The following is a 19,279-nucleotide window of genomic DNA, read 5'->3' as shown; positions in this document are numbered from 1 at the left end:
AAGATGACAGTCAACCTGATCGCACCGATCGCGATGGATGACGGTCTGCGTTTCGCTATCCGCGAAGGCGGCCGTACAGTAGGCGCTGGCGTGGTTGCTAAAGTTATCGCTTAATTGCCGATAAAAGTTTGACGCAACACGCGGGAAAAGGGCATCATTTGATGCCCTTTTTCTGCTCTGCCATAGTAGAACCTATCTCATCAGCGATTGTGCAGTATAATCATTGGTGAGATAGGCTCTGTTGAGATGGCGTAAATCCCGAATTGTTCCGGTTATCAAGAACAGCTTTCGGTTTGGTTGCCCTCATCGTACAGGGCAAATTATTTTGTCTGAATTATTGTGACAGGTTGGTTTATGAGTGCGAATACCGAAGCTCAAGGAAACGGGCGTGGCCTTGAAACGCTTAAGTGGTTGATCGTTGCCGTTTTGCTGATAATTGCAATTGTTGGCAATTACTATTACCGCGATTTTAGTCTGCCGTTGCGTGCATTAGCCGTAGTGATTCTGATTGCCGCTGCCGGAGGCGTTGCTTTGCTGACAAGTAAAGGCAAATCCACTGTTTTGTTTGCGCGCGAAGCCCGTACAGAAGTACGTAAAGTCATATGGCCTACCCGTCAGGAAACTCTGCACACAACACTGATTGTCGCAGCGGTCACCGCGGTGATGTCGCTGATTTTGTGGGGGCTGGATGGCATTCTGGTCCGTCTTGTGTCCTTTATTACTGGCCTGAGGTTCTAAGATGTCCGAAGCTCCAAAGAAACGTTGGTACGTCGTTCAGGCATTTTCTGGTTTTGAGGGTCGAGTCGCTCAGTCTTTGCGTGAACATATCAAGCTTCACAATATGGAAGATCACTTTGGTGAAGTGATGGTTCCTACTGAAGAAGTGGTCGAAATCCGTGGTGGTCAGCGTCGTAAAAGTGAGCGCAAATTCTTCCCCGGTTACGTTCTAGTTCAAATGGTAATGGATGACGCCAGTTGGCATCTGGTGCGTAGCGTTCCGCGCGTGATGGGCTTCATTGGCGGTACGTCTGATCGCCCTGCACCTATTAGCGATAAAGAAGTTGACGCAATCATGAATCGCTTGCAACAGGTGGGTGATAAACCGCGTCCCAAAACGCTGTTCGAGCCGGGTGAAATGGTTCGGGTCAATGATGGGCCGTTTGCCGACTTCAATGGCGTGGTTGAAGAAGTGGATTATGAGAAGAGCCGTTTGAAGGTTTCTGTCTCCATTTTTGGACGTGCCACTCCGGTAGAGCTGGATTTCTCTCAGGTTGAGAAAGGCTGATCCCAAAGATTTTAATACTTGTTTACGGCGCGAAATTGACCTACAATTTCGCGCCTTTGTTTTATGCGCCACAGAACGCATAAATGTATATAAACCGCAGGGGAGCTTCCCAGAGAAGCGTTATTACCCAGTAGAGGAATTGTAAATGGCCAAGAAAGTACAAGCCTATGTCAAGCTGCAGGTTGCAGCTGGTATGGCTAACCCGAGCCCGCCGGTCGGTCCCGCTCTGGGTCAGCAGGGTGTTAACATCATGGAATTCTGTAAGGCATTCAACGCCAAAACAGAGAGCCTGGAAAAAGGGTTGCCGATTCCAGTTGTTATCACTGTTTATTCTGACCGCTCTTTCACTTTTGTTACCAAAACGCCTCCAGCATCCGTACTGCTGAAGAAAGCGGCTGGTATCAAGTCTGGTTCCGGTAAGCCGAACAAAGACAAAGTAGGTAAAGTGACCCGTGCTCAGGTGCGTGAAATCGCGACCACCAAAGCAGCGGATATGACGGGAGCCGATGTGGAAGCCATGGCGCGTTCCATTGAAGGTACTGCTCGTTCCATGGGCCTGGTAGTGGAGGATTAATAAATGGCTAAGCTGACCAAGCGCATGCGCGTGATCCGTGAGAAAGTTGATTCAACCAAGTTGTATGACATCAACGAAGCCGTTGCTCTGCTGAAAGAGCTGGCCACCGCTAAATTTGTTGAAAGTGTTGACGTTGCCGTGAACCTGGGCATTGACGCACGTAAATCTGACCAGAACGTTCGTGGCGCTACGGTGCTGCCGCACGGTACCGGTCGCACTGTTCGCGTAGCTGTATTTACTCAGGGTGCTAACGCTGAAGCAGCAAAAGCTGCTGGCGCTGACCTGGTAGGTATGGATGACCTGGCTGAGCAGATCAAGAAAGGCGAAATGAACTTCGACGTTGTTATTGCTTCTCCGGATGCAATGCGTGTTGTTGGTCAATTGGGCCAAATTCTGGGGCCACGTGGTCTGATGCCGAACCCGAAAGTGGGTACTGTAACGCCGAACGTTGCTGAAGCGGTTAAAAATGCTAAAGCGGGTCAGGTTCGTTACCGTAACGACAAAAACGGCATCATTCACAGCACCATCGGTAAAGTGGATTTTGACGCTGACAAACTTAAAGAAAACCTAGAAGCCCTGTTGGTTGCGCTGAAAAAAGCCAAACCGGCTCAGGCTAAAGGCGTATATATCAAGAAAGTTAGCCTGTCCACCACCATGGGTGCAGGCGTTGCTGTTGATCAGAGTGGTTTGAACGCTGCTGCGCTCTGATAGCTTTTGTTCTTCTTTACGTGGGTGGGGGATGTACGTATAATCCTACCCCCATTGTTCTATAAGTGAACAAATACGAATTTTTCGGTTGGAGCCTGGCCTGATCCAGGCCTCCGTCCAAGACCGCAGGTGTTTCGTCTACCGGAAGGTTGGCGAAACTTAATTCTCCTGCGTAGACGGTGACAGAGCCTAAAGAAAATTTTTCTTTTACTGGATTCTGCTCACCGTGTTTTAACGCCTGCCTTCCATGTGGTTGCAGGTGAAGTGAGTTCCGGAAATTTTTCCGGCTAAATCCAGGAGCAAAAGCTAATGGCATTAAATCTTCAAGACAAACAAGCGATTGTTGCTGAAGTCAGCGAAGTAGCCAAAGGTGCGCTGTCTGCGGTTGTTGCGGATTCTCGTGGCGTTACCGTGGATAAAATGACTGAACTGCGTAAAGCAGGTCGTGAAGCTGGCGTATACATGCGTGTTGTTCGTAACACCCTGCTGCGTCGCGTCGTTGAAGGCACTCAGTTCGAATGCCTGAAAGACACGTTTGTTGGTCCTACCTTGATTGCATACTCTATGGAACACCCGGGCGCAGCCGCTCGTTTGTTCAAAGAGTTCGCGAAAGCGAATGCAAAGTTCGAGGTTAAAGCTGCGGCCTTTGAAGGTGAGTTGATTCCGGCGGCTCAAATTGACCGTCTGGCAACGCTGCCGACTTACGAAGAAGCAATTGCACGCCTGATGGCGACCATGAAAGAAGCCTCTGCAGGCAAACTGGTTCGCACTCTGGCTGCTGTCCGCGATCAGAAAGAAGCCGCGTAATCGCGCTTTTCCTGTTATCGCTCTTGCTAACGTATAAACTATTTCTGATTGTTAGGAACAATTGTCATGTCTATCACTAAAGATCAAATCATTGAAGCAGTAGCGGCTATGTCTGTAATGGACGTTGTTGAGCTGATCTCTGCAATGGAAGAAAAATTCGGCGTTTCTGCTGCTGCCGCTGTAGCTGTCGCTGCTGCTGGTCCGGCTGAAGCTGCTGAAGAGAAAACCGAGTTCGACGTTATCCTGAAAGCTGTTGGCGCTAACAAAGTTGCTGTTATCAAAGCCGTTCGTGGCGCAACTGGTCTGGGCCTGAAAGAAGCTAAAGATCTGGTTGAATCTGCTCCGGCTGCTCTGAAAGAAGCAGTGAGCAAAGATGACGCTGAAGCTCTGAAAAAATCTCTGGAAGAAGCTGGCGCTGAAGTTGAAGTTAAATAAGCCAACCCTTCCGGTTGCAGTCTGAGCAATCAGACTGATGGCTGGTGACTTTTTAGTCACCAGCCTTTTTGCGCTGTAGGGTGCCAGCAGTATTTCACGCTGTTTGACTGCTGGCTTCCCATCAATGTTTGTTTCTATCGACGACTTAATATACTGCGTCAGAGCCAGCTGCTCTGTGTAAAGCGCAATGAAATGATTTAAGAGTGATAGAAACAGGTATTGCGGAAAGCGTTCCACTTTCCGATCGACATAAACGGTGTTGCATGAACTGTCCTTATCAGGGCATACAGATTGGGTCACTGATCAGCGAGCTGAGGAACCCTATGGTTTACTCCTATACCGAGAAAAAACGTATTCGTAAGGATTTTGGTAAGCGTCCGCAAGTGTTGGACATACCTTATCTCCTTTCTATCCAGCTTGACTCGTTCCAGAAGTTTATCGAGCAAGATCCGGAGGGTCAGTACGGACTGGAAGCTGCGTTCCGTTCTGTTTTCCCCATCCAGAGCTATAGCGGCAGTGCAGAACTGCAATACGTAAGCTATCGTCTGGGCGAGCCGGTATTTGATGTTAAAGAATGTCAAATTCGCGGCGTAACCTTTTCTGCGCCGTTGCGCGTTAAGCTGCGTCTGGTGATCTACGAGCGCGAAGCGCCGGAAGGCACCGTAAAAGACATCAAAGAACAAGAAGTGTACATGGGCGAAATCCCGCTCATGACCGACAACGGTACCTTCGTGATCAACGGTACCGAGCGCGTTATCGTTTCCCAGTTGCACCGTAGTCCGGGCGTGTTCTTCGACAGCGACAAGGGCAAAACCCACTCTTCCGGTAAAGTGCTGTATAACGCACGCATTATTCCTTACCGTGGTTCCTGGCTGGACTTCGAATTCGATCCGAAAGACAACCTGTTTGTGCGTATCGACCGCCGTCGTAAATTGCCGGCAACGATCATTCTGCGTGCACTGAATTACTCCACTGAAGACATTCTGGGGCTGTTTTTCGACAAGATTGTTTACGAAATCAACAATAACAAGCTGCAAATGGAGCTTGTTCCCGAACGTCTGCGCGGTGAAACCGCCTCTTTTGATATTGAGGCTGACGGCAAAGTCTACGTCGAAAAAGGTCGCCGCATCACGGCGCGACATATCCGTCAGTTGGAAAAAGACGGCATCGAACGTATTGAAGTGCCAGTGGAATACATCGCGGGCAAAGTGTTGGCCAAAGATTATGTCGATACCAACACTGGCGAAGTTATCGCTATGGCGAACATGGAGCTGTCGCTGGATCTGTTGGCTCGTCTGAGCCAGGCAGGGCACAAGCGTATCGAAACCCTGTTCACCAACGACCTGGATCACGGTCCATACATGTCCGAAACGGTGCGTGTTGATCCGACGAATGATCGCCTGAGCGCGTTGGTTGAAATCTACCGCATGATGCGTCCGGGCGAGCCGCCGACACGCGAAGCGGCGGAAAGCCTGTTCGAAAACCTGTTCTTCTCCGAAGACCGCTATGATCTGTCCGCGGTTGGCCGCATGAAGTTTAACCGCTCCCTGCTGCGTGACGCGATCGAAGGATCCGGCATCCTGAGTAAAGAAGACATCATTGATGTCATGAAAAAGCTCATCGATATCCGTAACGGTAAAGGCGAGGTCGATGATATCGACCACTTGGGCAACCGCCGTATCCGCTCCGTGGGCGAAATGGCGGAAAACCAGTTCCGCGTCGGTCTGGTGCGCGTAGAACGTGCGGTGAAAGAGCGTCTGTCTCTGGGCGATTTGGACACCCTGATGCCACAGGACATGATCAACGCCAAGCCGATTTCCGCCGCGGTGAAAGAGTTCTTCGGTTCCAGCCAGCTGTCTCAGTTTATGGATCAGAACAACCCGCTGTCCGAAATTACGCATAAACGCCGTATTTCCGCATTGGGCCCCGGCGGTCTGACCCGTGAGCGTGCCGGCTTTGAAGTGCGAGACGTTCACCCGACCCACTATGGTCGCGTATGTCCGATCGAAACGCCGGAAGGTCCGAACATCGGTCTGATCAACTCGCTGTCTGTGTACGCACAGACCAACGAATACGGTTTCCTGGAAACCCCGTATCGCCGTGTACGTGATGGCGTGGTGACTGACGAAATTCATTACCTGTCTGCGATTGAAGAAGGCAACTACGTTATTGCTCAGGCGAACACCAACCTGGATGACGAAGGCCACTTCATCGACGAACTGGTGACCTGCCGTAGCAAAGGCGAATCCAGCTTGTTCAGTCGCGATCAGGTTGATTACATGGACGTTTCCACTCAGCAGGTGGTCTCTGTGGGTGCGTCCCTGATCCCGTTCCTGGAACACGATGACGCCAACCGCGCCCTGATGGGTGCGAACATGCAACGTCAGGCGGTTCCGACCCTGCGCGCCGACAAGCCGCTGGTGGGTACTGGTATGGAGCGTGCTGTTGCGGTTGACTCTGGTGTTACCGCGGTCGCTAAACGCGGTGGTACCGTACAGTATGTCGACGCATCCCGTATTGTTATCAAGGTTAATGAAGACGAGATGTATCCGGGTGAAGCGGGCATCGACATCTATAACCTGACTAAATACACCCGTTCCAACCAGAACACCTGCATCAACCAGATGCCGTGTGTGTCGCTGGGCGAGCCGGTTGAGCGCGGAGACGTATTGGCCGATGGCCCGTCCACCGATCTCGGTGAGCTGGCGCTGGGTCAGAACATGCGCGTCGCGTTCATGCCCTGGAACGGCTACAACTTCGAAGACTCCATCCTCGTTTCCGAACGTGTGGTGCAGGAAGATCGTTTCACCACCATCCACATTCAGGAATTGGCGTGCGTGTCCCGCGACACCAAGCTGGGGCCTGAAGAGATTACTGCCGATATCCCGAACGTGGGTGAGGCTGCGCTCTCCAAACTGGATGAATCCGGCATCGTTTACATCGGTGCAGAAGTCACCGGCGGCGATATCCTGGTCGGTAAAGTGACGCCGAAAGGCGAAACCCAGCTGACGCCGGAAGAGAAACTGTTGCGTGCGATCTTCGGTGAAAAGGCGTCTGACGTAAAAGACTCTTCTCTGCGCGTGCCGAACGGCGTTTCCGGTACGGTTATTGACGTGCAGGTCTTTACCCGCGATGGCGTGGAAAAAGACAAACGTGCGCTGGAAATCGAAGAAATGCAGTTGAAGCAGGCCAAAAAAGACCTGACTGAAGAGCTGCAGATTCTGGAAGCCGGCCTGTTTGCGCGTATCCATGACGTGCTGGTCGCCGGCGGCGTTGAAGCCGAGAAACTGGACAAGCTGCCGCGCGAGCGTTGGCTGGAACTGGGCCTGACCGACGAAGATAAACAGAATCAGTTGGAACAGTTGGCTGAGCAGTACGACGAGTTGAAACACGAATTCGAGAAAAAACTCGAAGCCAAACGTCGCAAAATCACCCAGGGTGATGATCTGGCGCCGGGCGTGTTGAAGATCGTCAAGGTGTATCTGGCGGTTAAACGTCAGATTCAGCCGGGTGACAAGATGGCGGGCCGTCACGGTAACAAAGGTGTTATCTCCAAGATCAACCCGATCGAAGATATGCCTTATGACGAAAACGGCACCCCGGTCGACATCGTGCTGAACCCACTGGGCGTTCCATCGCGTATGAACATCGGTCAGATTCTGGAAACCCACCTGGGTATGGCGGCGAAAGGTATCGGCGACAAGATCAACGCCATGCTCAAGCAGCAGCAGGAAGTGGCCAAGCTGCGTGAATTCATTCAGCGTGCTTACGACCTGGGCAGCGGCGTGCGTCAGAAGGTGGATCTGAACACCTTCTCCGACGAAGAAGTGCTGCGTCTGGCCGACAACCTGAAGAAAGGGATGCCGATCGCTACGCCGGTGTTCGATGGCGCGAAAGAAGCGGAAATCAAAGAGCTGCTGAAACTGGGCGATCTGCCGACTTCCGGTCAGATCCGGCTGTACGACGGTCGTACCGGCGAACAGTTCGAACGTCCGGTTACTGTGGGCTACATGTACATGCTGAAGTTGAACCATCTGGTCGACGACAAGATGCATGCCCGTTCCACCGGTTCGTACAGCCTGGTTACTCAACAGCCGTTGGGTGGTAAGGCGCAGTTCGGTGGTCAGCGCTTCGGTGAGATGGAAGTGTGGGCGCTGGAAGCTTACGGCGCAGCCTATACCCTGCAGGAAATGTTGACGGTGAAATCCGATGACGTGAATGGTCGTACCAAGATGTACAAAAACATCGTGGACGGCGATCACCGGATGGAGCCGGGCATGCCGGAATCTTTCAACGTATTGCTGAAAGAAATCCGCTCTCTGGGTATCAACATCGAGCTGGAAGACGAGTAATTCAGCCCGAACGCGCTGCGAGCATTCGTTACAGGGGCACCTGAACTGTGTGTATTAAGGCATGGTTCAGGTGCCTGACAGGTCTAACTCCGACAGGAGCCAATCCGTGAAAGACTTATTAAAGTTTCTGAAAGCGCAAACTAAAACCGAAGAGTTTGATGCGATCAAAATTGCGCTGGCCTCGCCAGACATGATCCGTTCCTGGTCTTTTGGTGAAGTGAAAAAGCCGGAAACCATCAACTACCGTACGTTCAAGCCGGAACGTGACGGTCTGTTCTGCGCCCGTATCTTCGGGCCGGTAAAAGACTATGAGTGCTTGTGCGGCAAGTACAAGCGCTTGAAACACCGCGGCGTCATTTGTGAGAAGTGCGGTGTTGAAGTCACCCAGACCAAAGTGCGTCGTGAGCGCATGGGCCACATCGAGCTGGCGTCGCCGACTGCGCACATCTGGTTTTTGAAATCGCTGCCGTCCCGCATCGGTCTGCTGCTGGATATGCCGCTGCGCGATATCGAGCGCGTGCTGTACTTCGAATCTTATGTAGTGGTCGAAGGCGGTATGACCAACCTGGAACGTCGTCAGATCCTGACTGAAGAGCAGTATCTGGATGCGTTGGAAGAGTTCGGTGACGAATTCGACGCCAAGATGGGCGCCGAGGCTATCCAGGCTCTGCTGAAGAACATGGATCTGGAGCAGGAATGCGAGCAGCTGCGCGAAGAACTGAACGAAACCAGTTCTGAAACCAAACGCAAAAAGTTGACCAAGCGCATCAAGCTGCTGGAAGCGTTCGTGCAGTCCGGCAACAAGCCGGAGTGGATGATCCTGACCGTGCTGCCGGTGCTGCCGCCGGATCTGCGTCCGCTGGTTCCGCTGGACGGTGGTCGTTTCGCGACTTCCGATCTGAACGATCTGTACCGTCGCGTGATCAACCGTAACAACCGTTTGAAACGCCTGCTGGATCTGGCGGCACCCGATATCATCGTTCGTAACGAAAAACGTATGCTGCAGGAAGCGGTTGACGCCCTGCTGGATAACGGTCGTCGCGGTCGCGCCATCACCGGTTCTAACAAGCGTCCGCTGAAATCTTTGGCCGACATGATCAAAGGTAAGCAGGGTCGCTTCCGTCAGAACCTGCTCGGTAAGCGCGTGGACTACTCCGGTCGTTCCGTAATTACCGTGGGTCCGTACCTGCGTCTGCATCAGTGCGGTCTGCCGAAAAAAATGGCGCTGGAACTGTTCAAACCGTTCATCTACGGCAAGCTGGAACTGCGTGGTCTTGCTACCACCATCAAAGCCGCCAAGAAAATGGTGGAACGTGAAGAAGCCGTGGTATGGGATATCCTGGATGAGGTGATCCGCGAACACCCGGTACTGCTGAACCGTGCGCCTACCCTGCACCGTCTGGGTATTCAGGCGTTTGAACCGGTTCTGATCGAAGGTAAAGCGATTCAGTTGCACCCGCTGGTGTGTGCGGCGTATAACGCCGACTTCGACGGCGACCAGATGGCCGTTCACGTACCGCTGACGCTGGAAGCCCAGTTGGAAGCGCGCGCGTTGATGATGTCCACCAACAACATTCTGTCCCCGGCGAACGGCGAGCCGATCATCGTTCCGTCTCAGGACGTGGTGTTGGGTCTGTACTACATGACGCGCGACAAAGTGAACGCTAAAGGCGAAGGCATGGTTCTGACCGGGCCGAAAGAAGCGGAACGTATTTACCGCGCCGGCCTGGCTGAACTGCATGCGCGTGTGAAAGTTCGTATCACCGAATACGAAAAAGACCCGCAAGGCGAATGGAAAGCGAAAACTAGCCTGATCGATACCACCGTAGGCCGTTCCATTCTATGGATGATCGTACCGAAGGGTCTGCCTTACACCATCGTCAACCAGGCGTTGGGTAAGAAAGCGATCTCCAAGATGCTGAACACCTGTTATCGCGTGCTGGGTTTGAAACCAACGGTTATCTTCGCTGACCAGATTATGTACACCGGTTTTGCCTACGCGGCGCGTTCCGGTTCTTCTGTGGGCATCGACGATATGGTGATCCCGGCGAAGAAAGTGGAAATCATCAGCGAAGCCGAAGCCGAAGTGGCCGAGATTCAGGAACAGTTCCAGTCTGGTCTGGTAACGGCAGGCGAACGCTATAACAAAGTCATCGATATTTGGGCTGCGGCGAACGAGCGTGTGGCCAAAGCGATGATGGAAAACCTTTCTACCGAAACGGTGATCAACCGTAACGGTGAAGAAGAGCGTCAGGTTTCCTTTAACAGCATCTTTATGATGGCTGACTCCGGTGCGCGTGGTTCTGCGGCTCAGATTCGTCAGCTGGCGGGGATGCGTGGTCTGATGGCGAAGCCAGACGGCTCCATCATCGAAACACCGATCACCGCGAACTTCCGTGAAGGTCTGAACGTACTCCAGTACTTCATCTCCACGCACGGTGCGCGTAAAGGTCTGGCGGATACCGCACTGAAAACCGCGAACTCCGGTTATCTGACCCGTCGTCTGGTCGATGTGGCGCAGGATCTGGTCGTGACCGAAGACGATTGCGGTACTCACGAAGGCATCATGATGACCCCGGTCATCGAAGGTGGCGACGTGAAAGAGCCGCTGCGTGAGCGCGTACTGGGCCGTGTGACGGCGGAAGACGTGCTGAAGCCGGGTACTGCCGACATTCTGGTTCCGCGCAACACGCTGCTGAACGAGAAATGGTGTGACCTGCTGGAAGAAAACTCGGTCGACGCGGTGAAAGTACGCTCCGTGGTAGGGTGTGAAACCGACTTCGGTGTGTGCGCCAAGTGCTACGGTCGCGATCTGGCGCGTGGTCACATCATCAACAAAGGTGAGGCCATCGGCGTTATCGCGGCACAGTCCATCGGTGAGCCGGGTACTCAGCTGACCATGCGTACGTTCCACATCGGTGGTGCGGCATCGCGTGCGGCAGCCGAGTCCAGCATTCAGGTGAAAAACAAAGGTAGCCTGAAACTGAACAACGCCAAATTCGTGATGAACAACGCTGGTAAGCTGGTTATCACCTCGCGTAACACCGAGCTGAAACTGATCGACGAATTCGGTCGTACCAAAGAAAGCTACAAAGTGCCTTACGGTGCGGTGATGGCGAAAGGTGACGGCGATCAGGTCAGCGGCGGCGAAACCGTGGCGAACTGGGATCCGCATACCATGCCGGTTATTACCGAAGTGAGCGGTAACATTCGCTTCACCGACATGATCGACGGCCAGACGATTACCCGTCAGACCGACGAACTGACCGGTCTGTCTTCTATCGTGGTGCTGGATAGCGCCGAGCGTACCGGCGGTGGTAAAGAATTGCGTCCGGCGCTGAAGATTGTCGATGCCAACGGCGACGATGTACTGATTCCAGGCACCGATATGCCAGCCCAGTATTTCCTGCCGGGTAAAGCCATCGTTCAACTGGAAGACGGTACTCAGATTGGCGCGGGCGATACCCTGGCGCGTATTCCGCAGGAATCCGGTGGTACTAAAGATATTACCGGTGGTCTGCCGCGCGTTGCGGATTTGTTCGAAGCGCGTCGTCCGAAAGAGCCGGCGATCCTGGCTGAAATCAGCGGCGTAGTGTCCTTCGGTAAAGAAACCAAAGGCAAACGCCGTCTGGTGATTACGCCGATGGATAATGGCGACCCATACGAAGAGATGATTCCGAAATGGCGTCAACTCAACGTATTTGAAGGCGAACGTGTAGAGCGCGGCGACGTGATCTCCGACGGCCCGGAATCTCCGCACGACATTCTGCGCTTGCGTGGTGTTCATGCTGTAACTCGTTACATCGTGAACGAAGTGCAGGAAGTTTACCGGCTGCAGGGCGTTAAGATTAACGATAAACACATTGAAGTTATCGTTCGTCAGATGCTGCGTAAAGGCACCATCGTCAACTCAGGCAGCTCCGAGTTCCTGGAAGGCGAGCAGGTGGAAGTTTCGCGCGTCAAGATCGCCAACCGCCAGTTGGAAACAGACGGCAAGATCCCGGCTACTTATGCGCGTGATCTGTTGGGTATCACCAAAGCATCTCTGGCGACGGAATCCTTCATTTCCGCGGCATCGTTCCAGGAAACCACGCGCGTGCTGACTGAAGCGGCAGTGGCGGGTAAACGTGATGAACTGCGCGGTTTGAAAGAGAACGTCATTGTGGGTCGTCTGATCCCGGCCGGTACGGGTTATGCCTACCATCAGGATCGTATGCGTCGCCGTCAGGCGAACGAACCGCAGTCTGCCCCGCAGGTGAGTGCTGAAGAAGCTTCTGCGAATCTGGCTGAACTGCTGAATGCGGGCCTGGGCGGCAGCGACGACGAGTAATCGTCAGCCGAGTGCTAATAAAAAACCGTACCTTAGCGATAAGGTGCGGTTTTTTTATATTTTAATTTCATGCCCTTATCTTTCTTGATGACCGCAACTGTTTGAAAATGATCTGCGGCCCCACTCTAACAGGCCGACGCAAGCGACGTTAAGATGCTTTCAGCGTTTTGATTCGTTCCGTCTGATGGATGGAACTCACCCGAATGGGCCGTCGCAAGCGACGTTAAGATGCTTTCAGCGTTTTGATTCGTTCCGTCTGATGGACGGAACTCACCCAGATGGGCCGTCGCAAGCGACGTTAAGATGCTTTCAGCGTTTTGATTCGTTCCGTCTGATGGATGGAACTCACCCGAATGGGCCGTCGCAAGCGACGTTAAAACGCTTTCAGCGTTTTTATGCGTAGATCCCTGCGAAATTGCGCTATAACATCAGCATAGAAATTTCAAAAGGAACGTCCAATGCGATTAAAAACAATGCTTTCAGGCATGGTCCTTGGGCTGTTATCCGTCGGCATTGTTCAGGCTGGCGATATCCCTTCAGGTTATCCGGTGCCGGTACAGAAAGTGTTCAGACACTGGCAGATTACCTGCAATAACCTGAATGATTGCGATATCAGAAACTCTGATCCTTATCTGCGCGTGACACTCAAGCGTGAAGCCGGGGCTCAGGGCAAAATCTCGTTGGACTTCGATCTGGCGGATCGGCGTCAGGCGTTTTTTCTCGACGGTGCGCGTTTTCCTCTGACTCAACCGGCCTGGCAGGTCGATGAGGAAGAAGGCGCTTTTTATGTTCATACCGAGCAACTGGATGTTATCCAACAGTTTTTTCAGGCAGCAAAAAATGCAAAGCATCTGACCTTATCGGAGCGTGGTACCAATCAGGAAGAGTCTATTTCGCTGAATGGTCTGAATGCCGCGCTGTTGTTGATGGATGAACGGCAGGGGCGGCTTGATAATCTCAGCGCACTGCTGAAGGTCGGCGAGAAGGACGTCTCGTTGGTGCCGTCAGTGCCGGTTGGGCAGGAGATTCGCCCGGCCTATACCCAACCCCCGGCATTGACCAATGCCATAGCGCTGATTAATGGCGTGACTGCCGCCAAAAAAGCGCTGTTGGAAGAAGAAGGCTGCGGGTTGAGCAAGGAAGCGCATAAGCTCAGCGAGGCTAGACCGCTGACTAACGAGCTGGCGCTGGTGATGCTGAATTGTGGCGTGGGGGCGTATCAGTCCTCCAGTATGTTGTTTATTACGCCGCGTAATAATCCGCAAAACGCCCAGCTCCTGGAGCTATCCCGGCCGATTCGCATCGCTGATAGCCGGGAAGAAAAGATTCGCTGGTTTACCGAAGTGGACTATGACCCCGAAACCGGCATGTTGTATCACTCTGCCAAGGGGCGAGGCATTGCGGATTGCGGCGAAAGCGGTCAGTGGGTCTTCGATGGTAAAGGGTTTCAACTGGTGGCCTATAACTATCAGCCTGAATGCAATGGCGGGCAGCCGGGCGATTGGCCGTCGGTGTGGGCCACGCCGGGTTATCTCACCGAATAGGAAGGGCCGATACCTGCCGGCATCGGCGAAGTGGCGAGCGCAGCGGCGGTAGAGGGTGCCGCTCCGGCCGGCTCCTTTGCCGGCGCTGTCACCATAATCTTCTCCAGTTGCATTGACGACCGCTGATGCACTGCTTTGCGCAGCGTCACGCCGTAAACGGGTTCCGGAGGGCAACAGTTGCTTACCATTGCAGGACGACTCGCAATTTTTTCCCGTTTTCCACGACAACTACCACCGCATCCGATCGACATCCTGTCGGGTCAGCCCAATATCTTCCAGACGATCATTGCTGAGGTTGTTTAAGGTGCGAAGTGCCGCCCGGCGTTCCCGCCATGCTCGCCAGCGTCGCCGCAGCGACGGCCAAACCGGTATTTTCCACTGTGCCATGATCTTTCCCTCCGTTATTGTTCATGACCATAGGATGGAAAAACCGAGGCCGATAATACAGCCTCAGAAAATAGCAAGTTTGGTAATACAGAACCGCTTACCAGACGATCTGAATAGCGTTTTTTCAGCCAATCTGTACCTGTTCGAGCACTTGAGCTGGATGTAAAAAGAAGCGATATGACACGCTATCAACATTTGGCCGACCTGCTGGCCCAACGTATCGAAGCAGGGCTGTATCAGAGTGGAGAACGGTTGCCGTCGGTGCGGACACTGAGTCGTGAGCATGGCGTCAGCATTGGTACGGTACAGCAGGCTTACTATGTACTGGAGGCTAAGCGGTTGATTATGCCGCTGTCCCGCTCCGGTTATTTCGTTTCACCGCGCAAGGCGATGCCGCCAGTGCCGGCGCTGACGCGCCCGATACAGCAACCCGTGGAGTTTACTCAGTGGGAATCGGTGCTGGCGCTAGCCAACAAGAGGCGGGATCATGAGACGTTGTCGCTGGATGGCGGTATGCCAGACATCACGCAGCCGACGCTCAAACCGTTGCTACACGCCATTGCTCACTGCGGCAAACAATATGATTTGTCTCTGTTGGGGTACGACAGCCTGCCCGGTCTGCCGGCGCTGCGCGAGCAGATTGCCCGACTGATGTTGGACGGCGGCAGCCGGCTCGGCGCTGAAGAAATTGTAGTGACATCGGGATGTCAGGAGTCGCTGTCGGTGGCGATCCGCGCGGTGTGCCAGCCCGGCGATATCGTGGCGGTGGAGTCGCCCAATTTTTTCGGTGTGATGCAGATGTTGCAGGGATTTGGCGTCAAGGCGATCGAAATTCCCACCGACGCGGTGTCGGGGCTGAGCCTGGAAGCGCTGGAGCTGGCGTTGGAACAGTGGCCGATTAAAGCCGTGCTGACGGTGCCTAACTGCAACAATCCTCTGGGCTTTATTATGCCGGATGAACGCAAGCGGGCGCTGGTGGCGCTGGCACGTCGTTTCGATATCGCTATCATTGAAGACGATATCTACGGCGACTTGGCTTACGGCTATCCCCGTCCCATCACGGTCAAATCGCTGGATACCGACGGTCGCGTGCTGCTATGCAGCTCGTTTTCCAAGACGCTGGCACCCGGTCTGCGGGTGGGCTGGATAGTGCCAGGGCGTTATCTCGATCGGGTGCTGCATCTCAAATACATCAGTACCGGCTCGACGGCGATGCACATTCAACGGGCACTGACGGAATTCATCCAGCAAGGGGGTTATCAGCCGCACCTGAGGCGCATGCGTGCCCGTTACCAGCACAATCTGGACGTCTTCGCCTGCTGGGTGAGGTATTACTTTCCGAGCGGCATCTGCGTCAGTCGTCCGCAAGGCGGGTTTTGGCTGTGGATCGAACTGCCCGGCGGGTGTAACGCTGCTTGCCTGAACGACGCGCTACGAGGGGAGAAAATCCGTGTGGCGCCGGGCGCGATATTCTCAGCCACCGGCAAGTATCGCCACTGTTTGCGGCTGAACTATGCCGCGCCGTTCACCGATACCATCCAACGGGCGTTGCAGACGCTGGGAGCGATGTTAGAACAGTGGTTGTCTGAGGCTAGCGGTGCCTGAACGTGTCATCACGGTAGTCTGAGGTGTACAGCCGCTTGATGTCGCCACGGGTCAACCCAATATCTTTTAGCCGCTCGTCGCTCATGCTCCACAACAGTTTGCGGGTGGCGGATTGTGTCCGATGACGCAACCACGCCTGATACAGCGCTGACAGCCAGTTGCGTGGTGGGGGAATCAGGCGGGTGCGACGCAGTATGCTCATAATGAATCTCCTTAGGTTGTGCTGTGCCTTTATCATGCGTCTGTCCGTGATTTGGATACAGATTCAGAAAATCTATTTCTCTTTAATACAGAATGGATGCTATACCGTCTGAATGGTGAAGTTGTTCGACTATCTGTACTGTTTTTTATTTTTTATGTGGTAATGGGGGATACAGATGACGCGCTACCAACATCTGGCAACGCTGCTAGCCCAGCGTATCGAACAAGGGCTATATCAGGGCGGGGAGCGGCTGCCGTCGGTACGGGCGCTTAGTCAGGAACATGGCGTCAGCATCAGTACCGTGCAACAGGCCTACTACCTGCTGGAGCAGCAGCAATTGATCGTGCCGTATCCTCGTTCCGGTTATTTTGTACGCACCCGCAAAGCGTCGCCGCCCATTCCGGCGATGTCGCGGCCGGTACAGCGTCCGGTTGAAGTGAAAAAATGGGGGGCGGTACTGGAGTTGGTACAGGCCCGGCAGGATCCTAATCTGATTTCCTTAGGAAGCAGCCAGCCGGATTTGACGCAGAACACGCTGAAACCATTATGGAAACAGTTGCAGCGCGTGGGGCAGCGGCAGGATCCGTCCTCGTTCATGTATGACCACCTGGCGGGAACGCCGCTGTTACGCGAACAGATCGCCCGATTAATGGTGGACAGCGGTTGCCAGCTGTCGGCGGAAGATATTGTCGTGACCAGCGGCGCGACGGAGGCGCTGGCGGTGGCGATTCGCGCGGTGGCGAACCCAGGGGATATCGTTGCCGTCGAGTCCCCTGTTTTTCACGGTATTTTGCAAATACTGTGTGGTTTAGATATCAAAGTTATTGAGATTCCTACTGATTTCACCAATGGCATTAGCCTGGAAGCACTGGAACTGGCTTTGGAGCAGTGGCCGATTAAAGCGGTACTGGTGGTGCCGCATTGCAATAACCCGCTGGGTTTCATTATGCCGCCGTACCGTAAACGGGCACTGATGACGCTGGCACAGCGTTATGACATCGCCATCATTGAAGACGATGTGTATGGCGAATTGGCCTACGAATACCCGCGGCCGACCACCCTAAAATCGATGGATATCGATGGCCGGGTGCTGTTGTGCAGTTCGTTTTCGAAAACACTGGCACCGGGGCTGAGGGTCGGTTGGGTGGTGTCCGGACGCTATTTTGATCGCGTTATGCACGCCAAATACACCAATACCGGCACCACGGCCATCTGTACGCAACTGGCGATCGCAGAGTTCATTCGTCAGGGGTATTACCAGCCGCATGTGCGCCGGATGCGCAGTCTTTACCAGCGAAATCTGGAAACGTTCGCCTATTGGCTCCGTTACTACTTTCCGGAAGAGATTTGCGTGAGTCGGCCGCAAGGGGGATTTGTGCTGTGGGTGGAAATGCCGGAGTACATGGACGGCGTACAGCTGCGTGAACATTTGCGAGCCACGGCCAATATTCACATCGCTGAAGGCTCGCTGTTTTCTGCGTCGGGCAAATATCGCCACTGCCTGCGCATGAGTTGTTCAAAGCCCTGGAGCAACGACATGGAGAAAACGATAGCGACTATCGGCGCAGCGATCAAAGGCATGTTACTGACGTATCAGAAGAATGTTCCCGTCTGACCGCGTTCCTCGCCGGCTGAAACCACAGCCGGCGTGAGCTTAAGCCGGATAGCGCGCCTCTTTTAGGTCAAATACCACTAAACCAGTTATATCCCTGATCTTCCCAATAACCGCCTGGGTTGGTGTCGCTGACAAACAGGGCCGCGATGTGTTTGGCATTTTTGAACCCCAATTTGGTAGGAAGACGTAGCCGCAGTGGATAGCCGTAGTCGGCGGGCAGCGCCTGGTTGCCGAATTCCAGCGCCAGCAGAGTTTGCGGGTGCAGCGCGCTCGCCATATCGATACTGGAGTAATAGCGATCGGCGCATTTAAAACCGACATAGCGCGCCGTCAGGTCGGCGCCGACGTGTTGCAGAAACGTACGCAGCGGAATACCGCGCCATTGGCCGATGGCGCTCCAACCTTCAATACAAATCAGCCGGGTAATCTGGGTTTCCTGCGGTAGCTGGCGCAACTGCTCCAGCGTCCAGACGCCTTTTTTCTCTACTTTGCCTGCCACTTCCAGACGGTAGCTACCCAGATCGATGTCCGGCACGTTGTACTCCGGATAAAACGCATTGAACGGGAAAGGTTGCGTAATCTGATCCGGGCGATAGTGAGGCGCCAGTCGTTGTCCGCTAAACAGCCAAGCCTGCACCCGATCGTTCCAGCGCGACATGGCCCACAGCACGTTGTCGACGCTGTCGCCGTCCTGCATATTGCAGCCAGTGAGCATCGCCACGGCGCCAAGCGTCAGCCCGGAACGTAACATCAGACGACGCTCCAGATTCACCAACTGTTTTTTCTGATCCGGTGCCAGTACCAGCGGGGGGCGGCGTTGCGGTTTATCGCTCATGGTTGCCTCCGGTCAGCATTGCCCACAGGGTGCGCGGTACCACCAACACCATCAGCACGTGGATCGCTACAAACAGGCCGATGCCGCTCATGGCGAAGAAATGAACGTAGCGGGCGTTGGCGAAACCACCCAGCAGGTCGGTCAGCCAGTACCACTGCACCGGTTTCCAGATGGCCAGCCCGGACAACACCAACAGCATGCCGAGCGCGATGACGCCGAAATACATCAGCTTCTGGATCGCGTTGTACCGGTGCCCGTCGTGCCGCAGGTGTAGCGTCAGCGCCCGTTGGATATCTTGTTGCAACGACGCCGGGCTGAGCGGCAGCCAGCGTCTTCGCCAGTGGCCGCTGCCGAGACTCCACAGCACATACAGCGCACCGTTGCCGGCCAACAGCCACATCACCGCCAGATGCCAGCCGATAGCACCGCCCAGCCAGCCGCCCAGTGTGACGGCAGAAGGAAAATGAAAATCGAACAGCGGCGCGGCGTTGTAGATTTCCCACCCACTCATGAACATACCCGTCATGGCCAGCAGGTTGATCCAGTGAGTAAGCCTAACGGGCCAGGCGTGTATCGGGCGGCGAGATGACGGCATAACGT

Annotated in this window: 16 protein-coding genes; 12 read left to right on the top strand and 4 right to left on the bottom strand. The window is 54.1% G+C overall.

All coding sequences use genetic code 11. The features are described 5' to 3' along the window. From HEP82_RS18365 to HEP82_RS18320, 10 genes are all read left to right on the top strand, one after another. On the top strand, positions 1 to 114 hold a 114-nt coding region (locus tag HEP82_RS18365; protein WP_225622558.1), incomplete at its 5' end, for an EF-Tu C-terminal domain-related protein. Positions 115 to 354: 240 nt separating this feature from the next. Beyond that, positions 355 to 738, top strand: a complete 384-nt coding sequence (gene secE / locus HEP82_RS18360) for a preprotein translocase subunit SecE (RefSeq protein ID WP_015855386.1) — start codon at positions 355 to 357, stop codon at positions 736 to 738. 1 nt (position 739) lies between these two features. Next, positions 740 to 1,285 (top strand): transcription termination/antitermination protein NusG, encoded by a 546-nt coding sequence (nusG, locus tag HEP82_RS18355; RefSeq protein WP_015848189.1) that lies wholly within the window; start codon positions 740 to 742, stop codon positions 1,283 to 1,285. Between the two features lie 145 nt (positions 1,286 to 1,430). After that, positions 1,431 to 1,859: a 50S ribosomal protein L11 gene (gene rplK / locus HEP82_RS18350; protein WP_192459389.1), complete on the top strand. Its 429-nt coding sequence runs from the start codon at positions 1,431 to 1,433 to the stop codon at positions 1,857 to 1,859. A 3-nt stretch (positions 1,860 to 1,862) separates the two neighbouring features. Further along, positions 1,863 to 2,567 carry a 50S ribosomal protein L1 gene (gene rplA / locus HEP82_RS18345; protein WP_192459388.1) on the top strand — a complete coding sequence of 235 codons (705 nt, stop codon included), beginning with the start codon at positions 1,863 to 1,865 and terminating at the stop codon, positions 2,565 to 2,567. A gap of 309 nt (positions 2,568 to 2,876) precedes the next feature. Then, positions 2,877 to 3,374 carry a 50S ribosomal protein L10 gene (gene rplJ, locus HEP82_RS18340; protein WP_012882962.1) on the top strand — a complete coding sequence of 166 codons (498 nt, stop codon included), beginning with the start codon at positions 2,877 to 2,879 and terminating at the stop codon, positions 3,372 to 3,374. A 66-nt stretch (positions 3,375 to 3,440) separates the two neighbouring features. Next, entirely contained in the window at positions 3,441 to 3,809 is a 369-nt protein-coding gene (rplL, locus tag HEP82_RS18335; RefSeq protein ID WP_015855383.1) for a 50S ribosomal protein L7/L12, read from the top strand. Between the two features lie 323 nt (positions 3,810 to 4,132). Next, on the top strand, positions 4,133 to 8,161 hold the full coding sequence (gene rpoB / locus HEP82_RS18330; protein WP_192459387.1) for a DNA-directed RNA polymerase subunit beta: 4,029 nt from the start codon (positions 4,133 to 4,135) through the stop codon (positions 8,159 to 8,161). Positions 8,162 to 8,267: 106 nt separating this feature from the next. Beyond that, positions 8,268 to 12,491 carry a DNA-directed RNA polymerase subunit beta' gene (gene rpoC / locus HEP82_RS18325; RefSeq protein WP_192459386.1) on the top strand — a complete coding sequence of 1,408 codons (4,224 nt, stop codon included), beginning with the start codon at positions 8,268 to 8,270 and terminating at the stop codon, positions 12,489 to 12,491. Positions 12,492 to 12,949: 458 nt separating this feature from the next. Next, positions 12,950 to 14,035: a DUF1176 domain-containing protein gene (locus tag HEP82_RS18320; protein WP_192459385.1), complete on the top strand. Its 1,086-nt coding sequence runs from the start codon at positions 12,950 to 12,952 to the stop codon at positions 14,033 to 14,035. 228 nt (positions 14,036 to 14,263) lie between these two features. On the opposite strand, the gene HEP82_RS18315 is transcribed toward HEP82_RS18320, so the two are convergent. Further along, entirely contained in the window at positions 14,264 to 14,422 is a 159-nt protein-coding gene (locus tag HEP82_RS18315; protein ID WP_023638516.1) for a DUF1127 domain-containing protein, read from the bottom strand. Between the two features lie 177 nt (positions 14,423 to 14,599). On the opposite strand from HEP82_RS18315, the gene HEP82_RS18310 reads away from it, so the two are divergent. Continuing rightward, a complete protein-coding gene (locus HEP82_RS18310) occupies positions 14,600 to 16,027 on the top strand; it encodes an aminotransferase-like domain-containing protein (RefSeq protein WP_192459384.1) in 1,428 nt (475 codons plus the stop codon). Here the strand turns inward: HEP82_RS18310 and HEP82_RS18305 are convergent. Further along, complete coding sequence (locus HEP82_RS18305; RefSeq protein ID WP_225622556.1) at positions 16,014 to 16,229, bottom strand: DUF1127 domain-containing protein; 216 nt, start codon at positions 16,227 to 16,229, stop codon at positions 16,014 to 16,016. The two genes, HEP82_RS18310 and HEP82_RS18305, sit on opposite strands and share 14 nt — an antisense overlap. Positions 16,230 to 16,404: 175 nt before the next feature. Here HEP82_RS18305 and HEP82_RS18300 point away from each other — a divergent pair, with 175 nt between their 5' ends. Beyond that, positions 16,405 to 17,844 carry an aminotransferase-like domain-containing protein gene (locus HEP82_RS18300; protein WP_192459382.1) on the top strand — a complete coding sequence of 480 codons (1,440 nt, stop codon included), beginning with the start codon at positions 16,405 to 16,407 and terminating at the stop codon, positions 17,842 to 17,844. Between the two features lie 67 nt (positions 17,845 to 17,911). Here HEP82_RS18300 and HEP82_RS18295 read toward each other — a convergent pair whose 3' ends face one another. Further along, the gene (locus tag HEP82_RS18295) at positions 17,912 to 18,679 is read right to left on the bottom strand and encodes a molybdopterin-dependent oxidoreductase (protein ID WP_192459381.1); all 768 of its coding nucleotides are present in this window, start codon (positions 18,677 to 18,679) and stop codon (positions 17,912 to 17,914) included. After that, entirely contained in the window at positions 18,669 to 19,274 is a 606-nt protein-coding gene (locus HEP82_RS18290) for a cytochrome b/b6 domain-containing protein (RefSeq protein WP_192459380.1), read from the bottom strand. Before HEP82_RS18290 ends, HEP82_RS18295 begins: the two co-directional genes overlap by 11 nt. Between the last annotated feature and the right edge of the window lie 5 nt (positions 19,275 to 19,279).

The sequence above is a fragment of the Musicola keenii genome (assembly GCF_014855505.1).
Lineage (GTDB): Bacteria > Pseudomonadota > Gammaproteobacteria > Enterobacterales > Enterobacteriaceae > Musicola > Musicola paradisiaca.
Note: the sequence above shows the minus strand (reverse complement) of the source record. Positions and strands in the feature narration are given on the sequence as shown.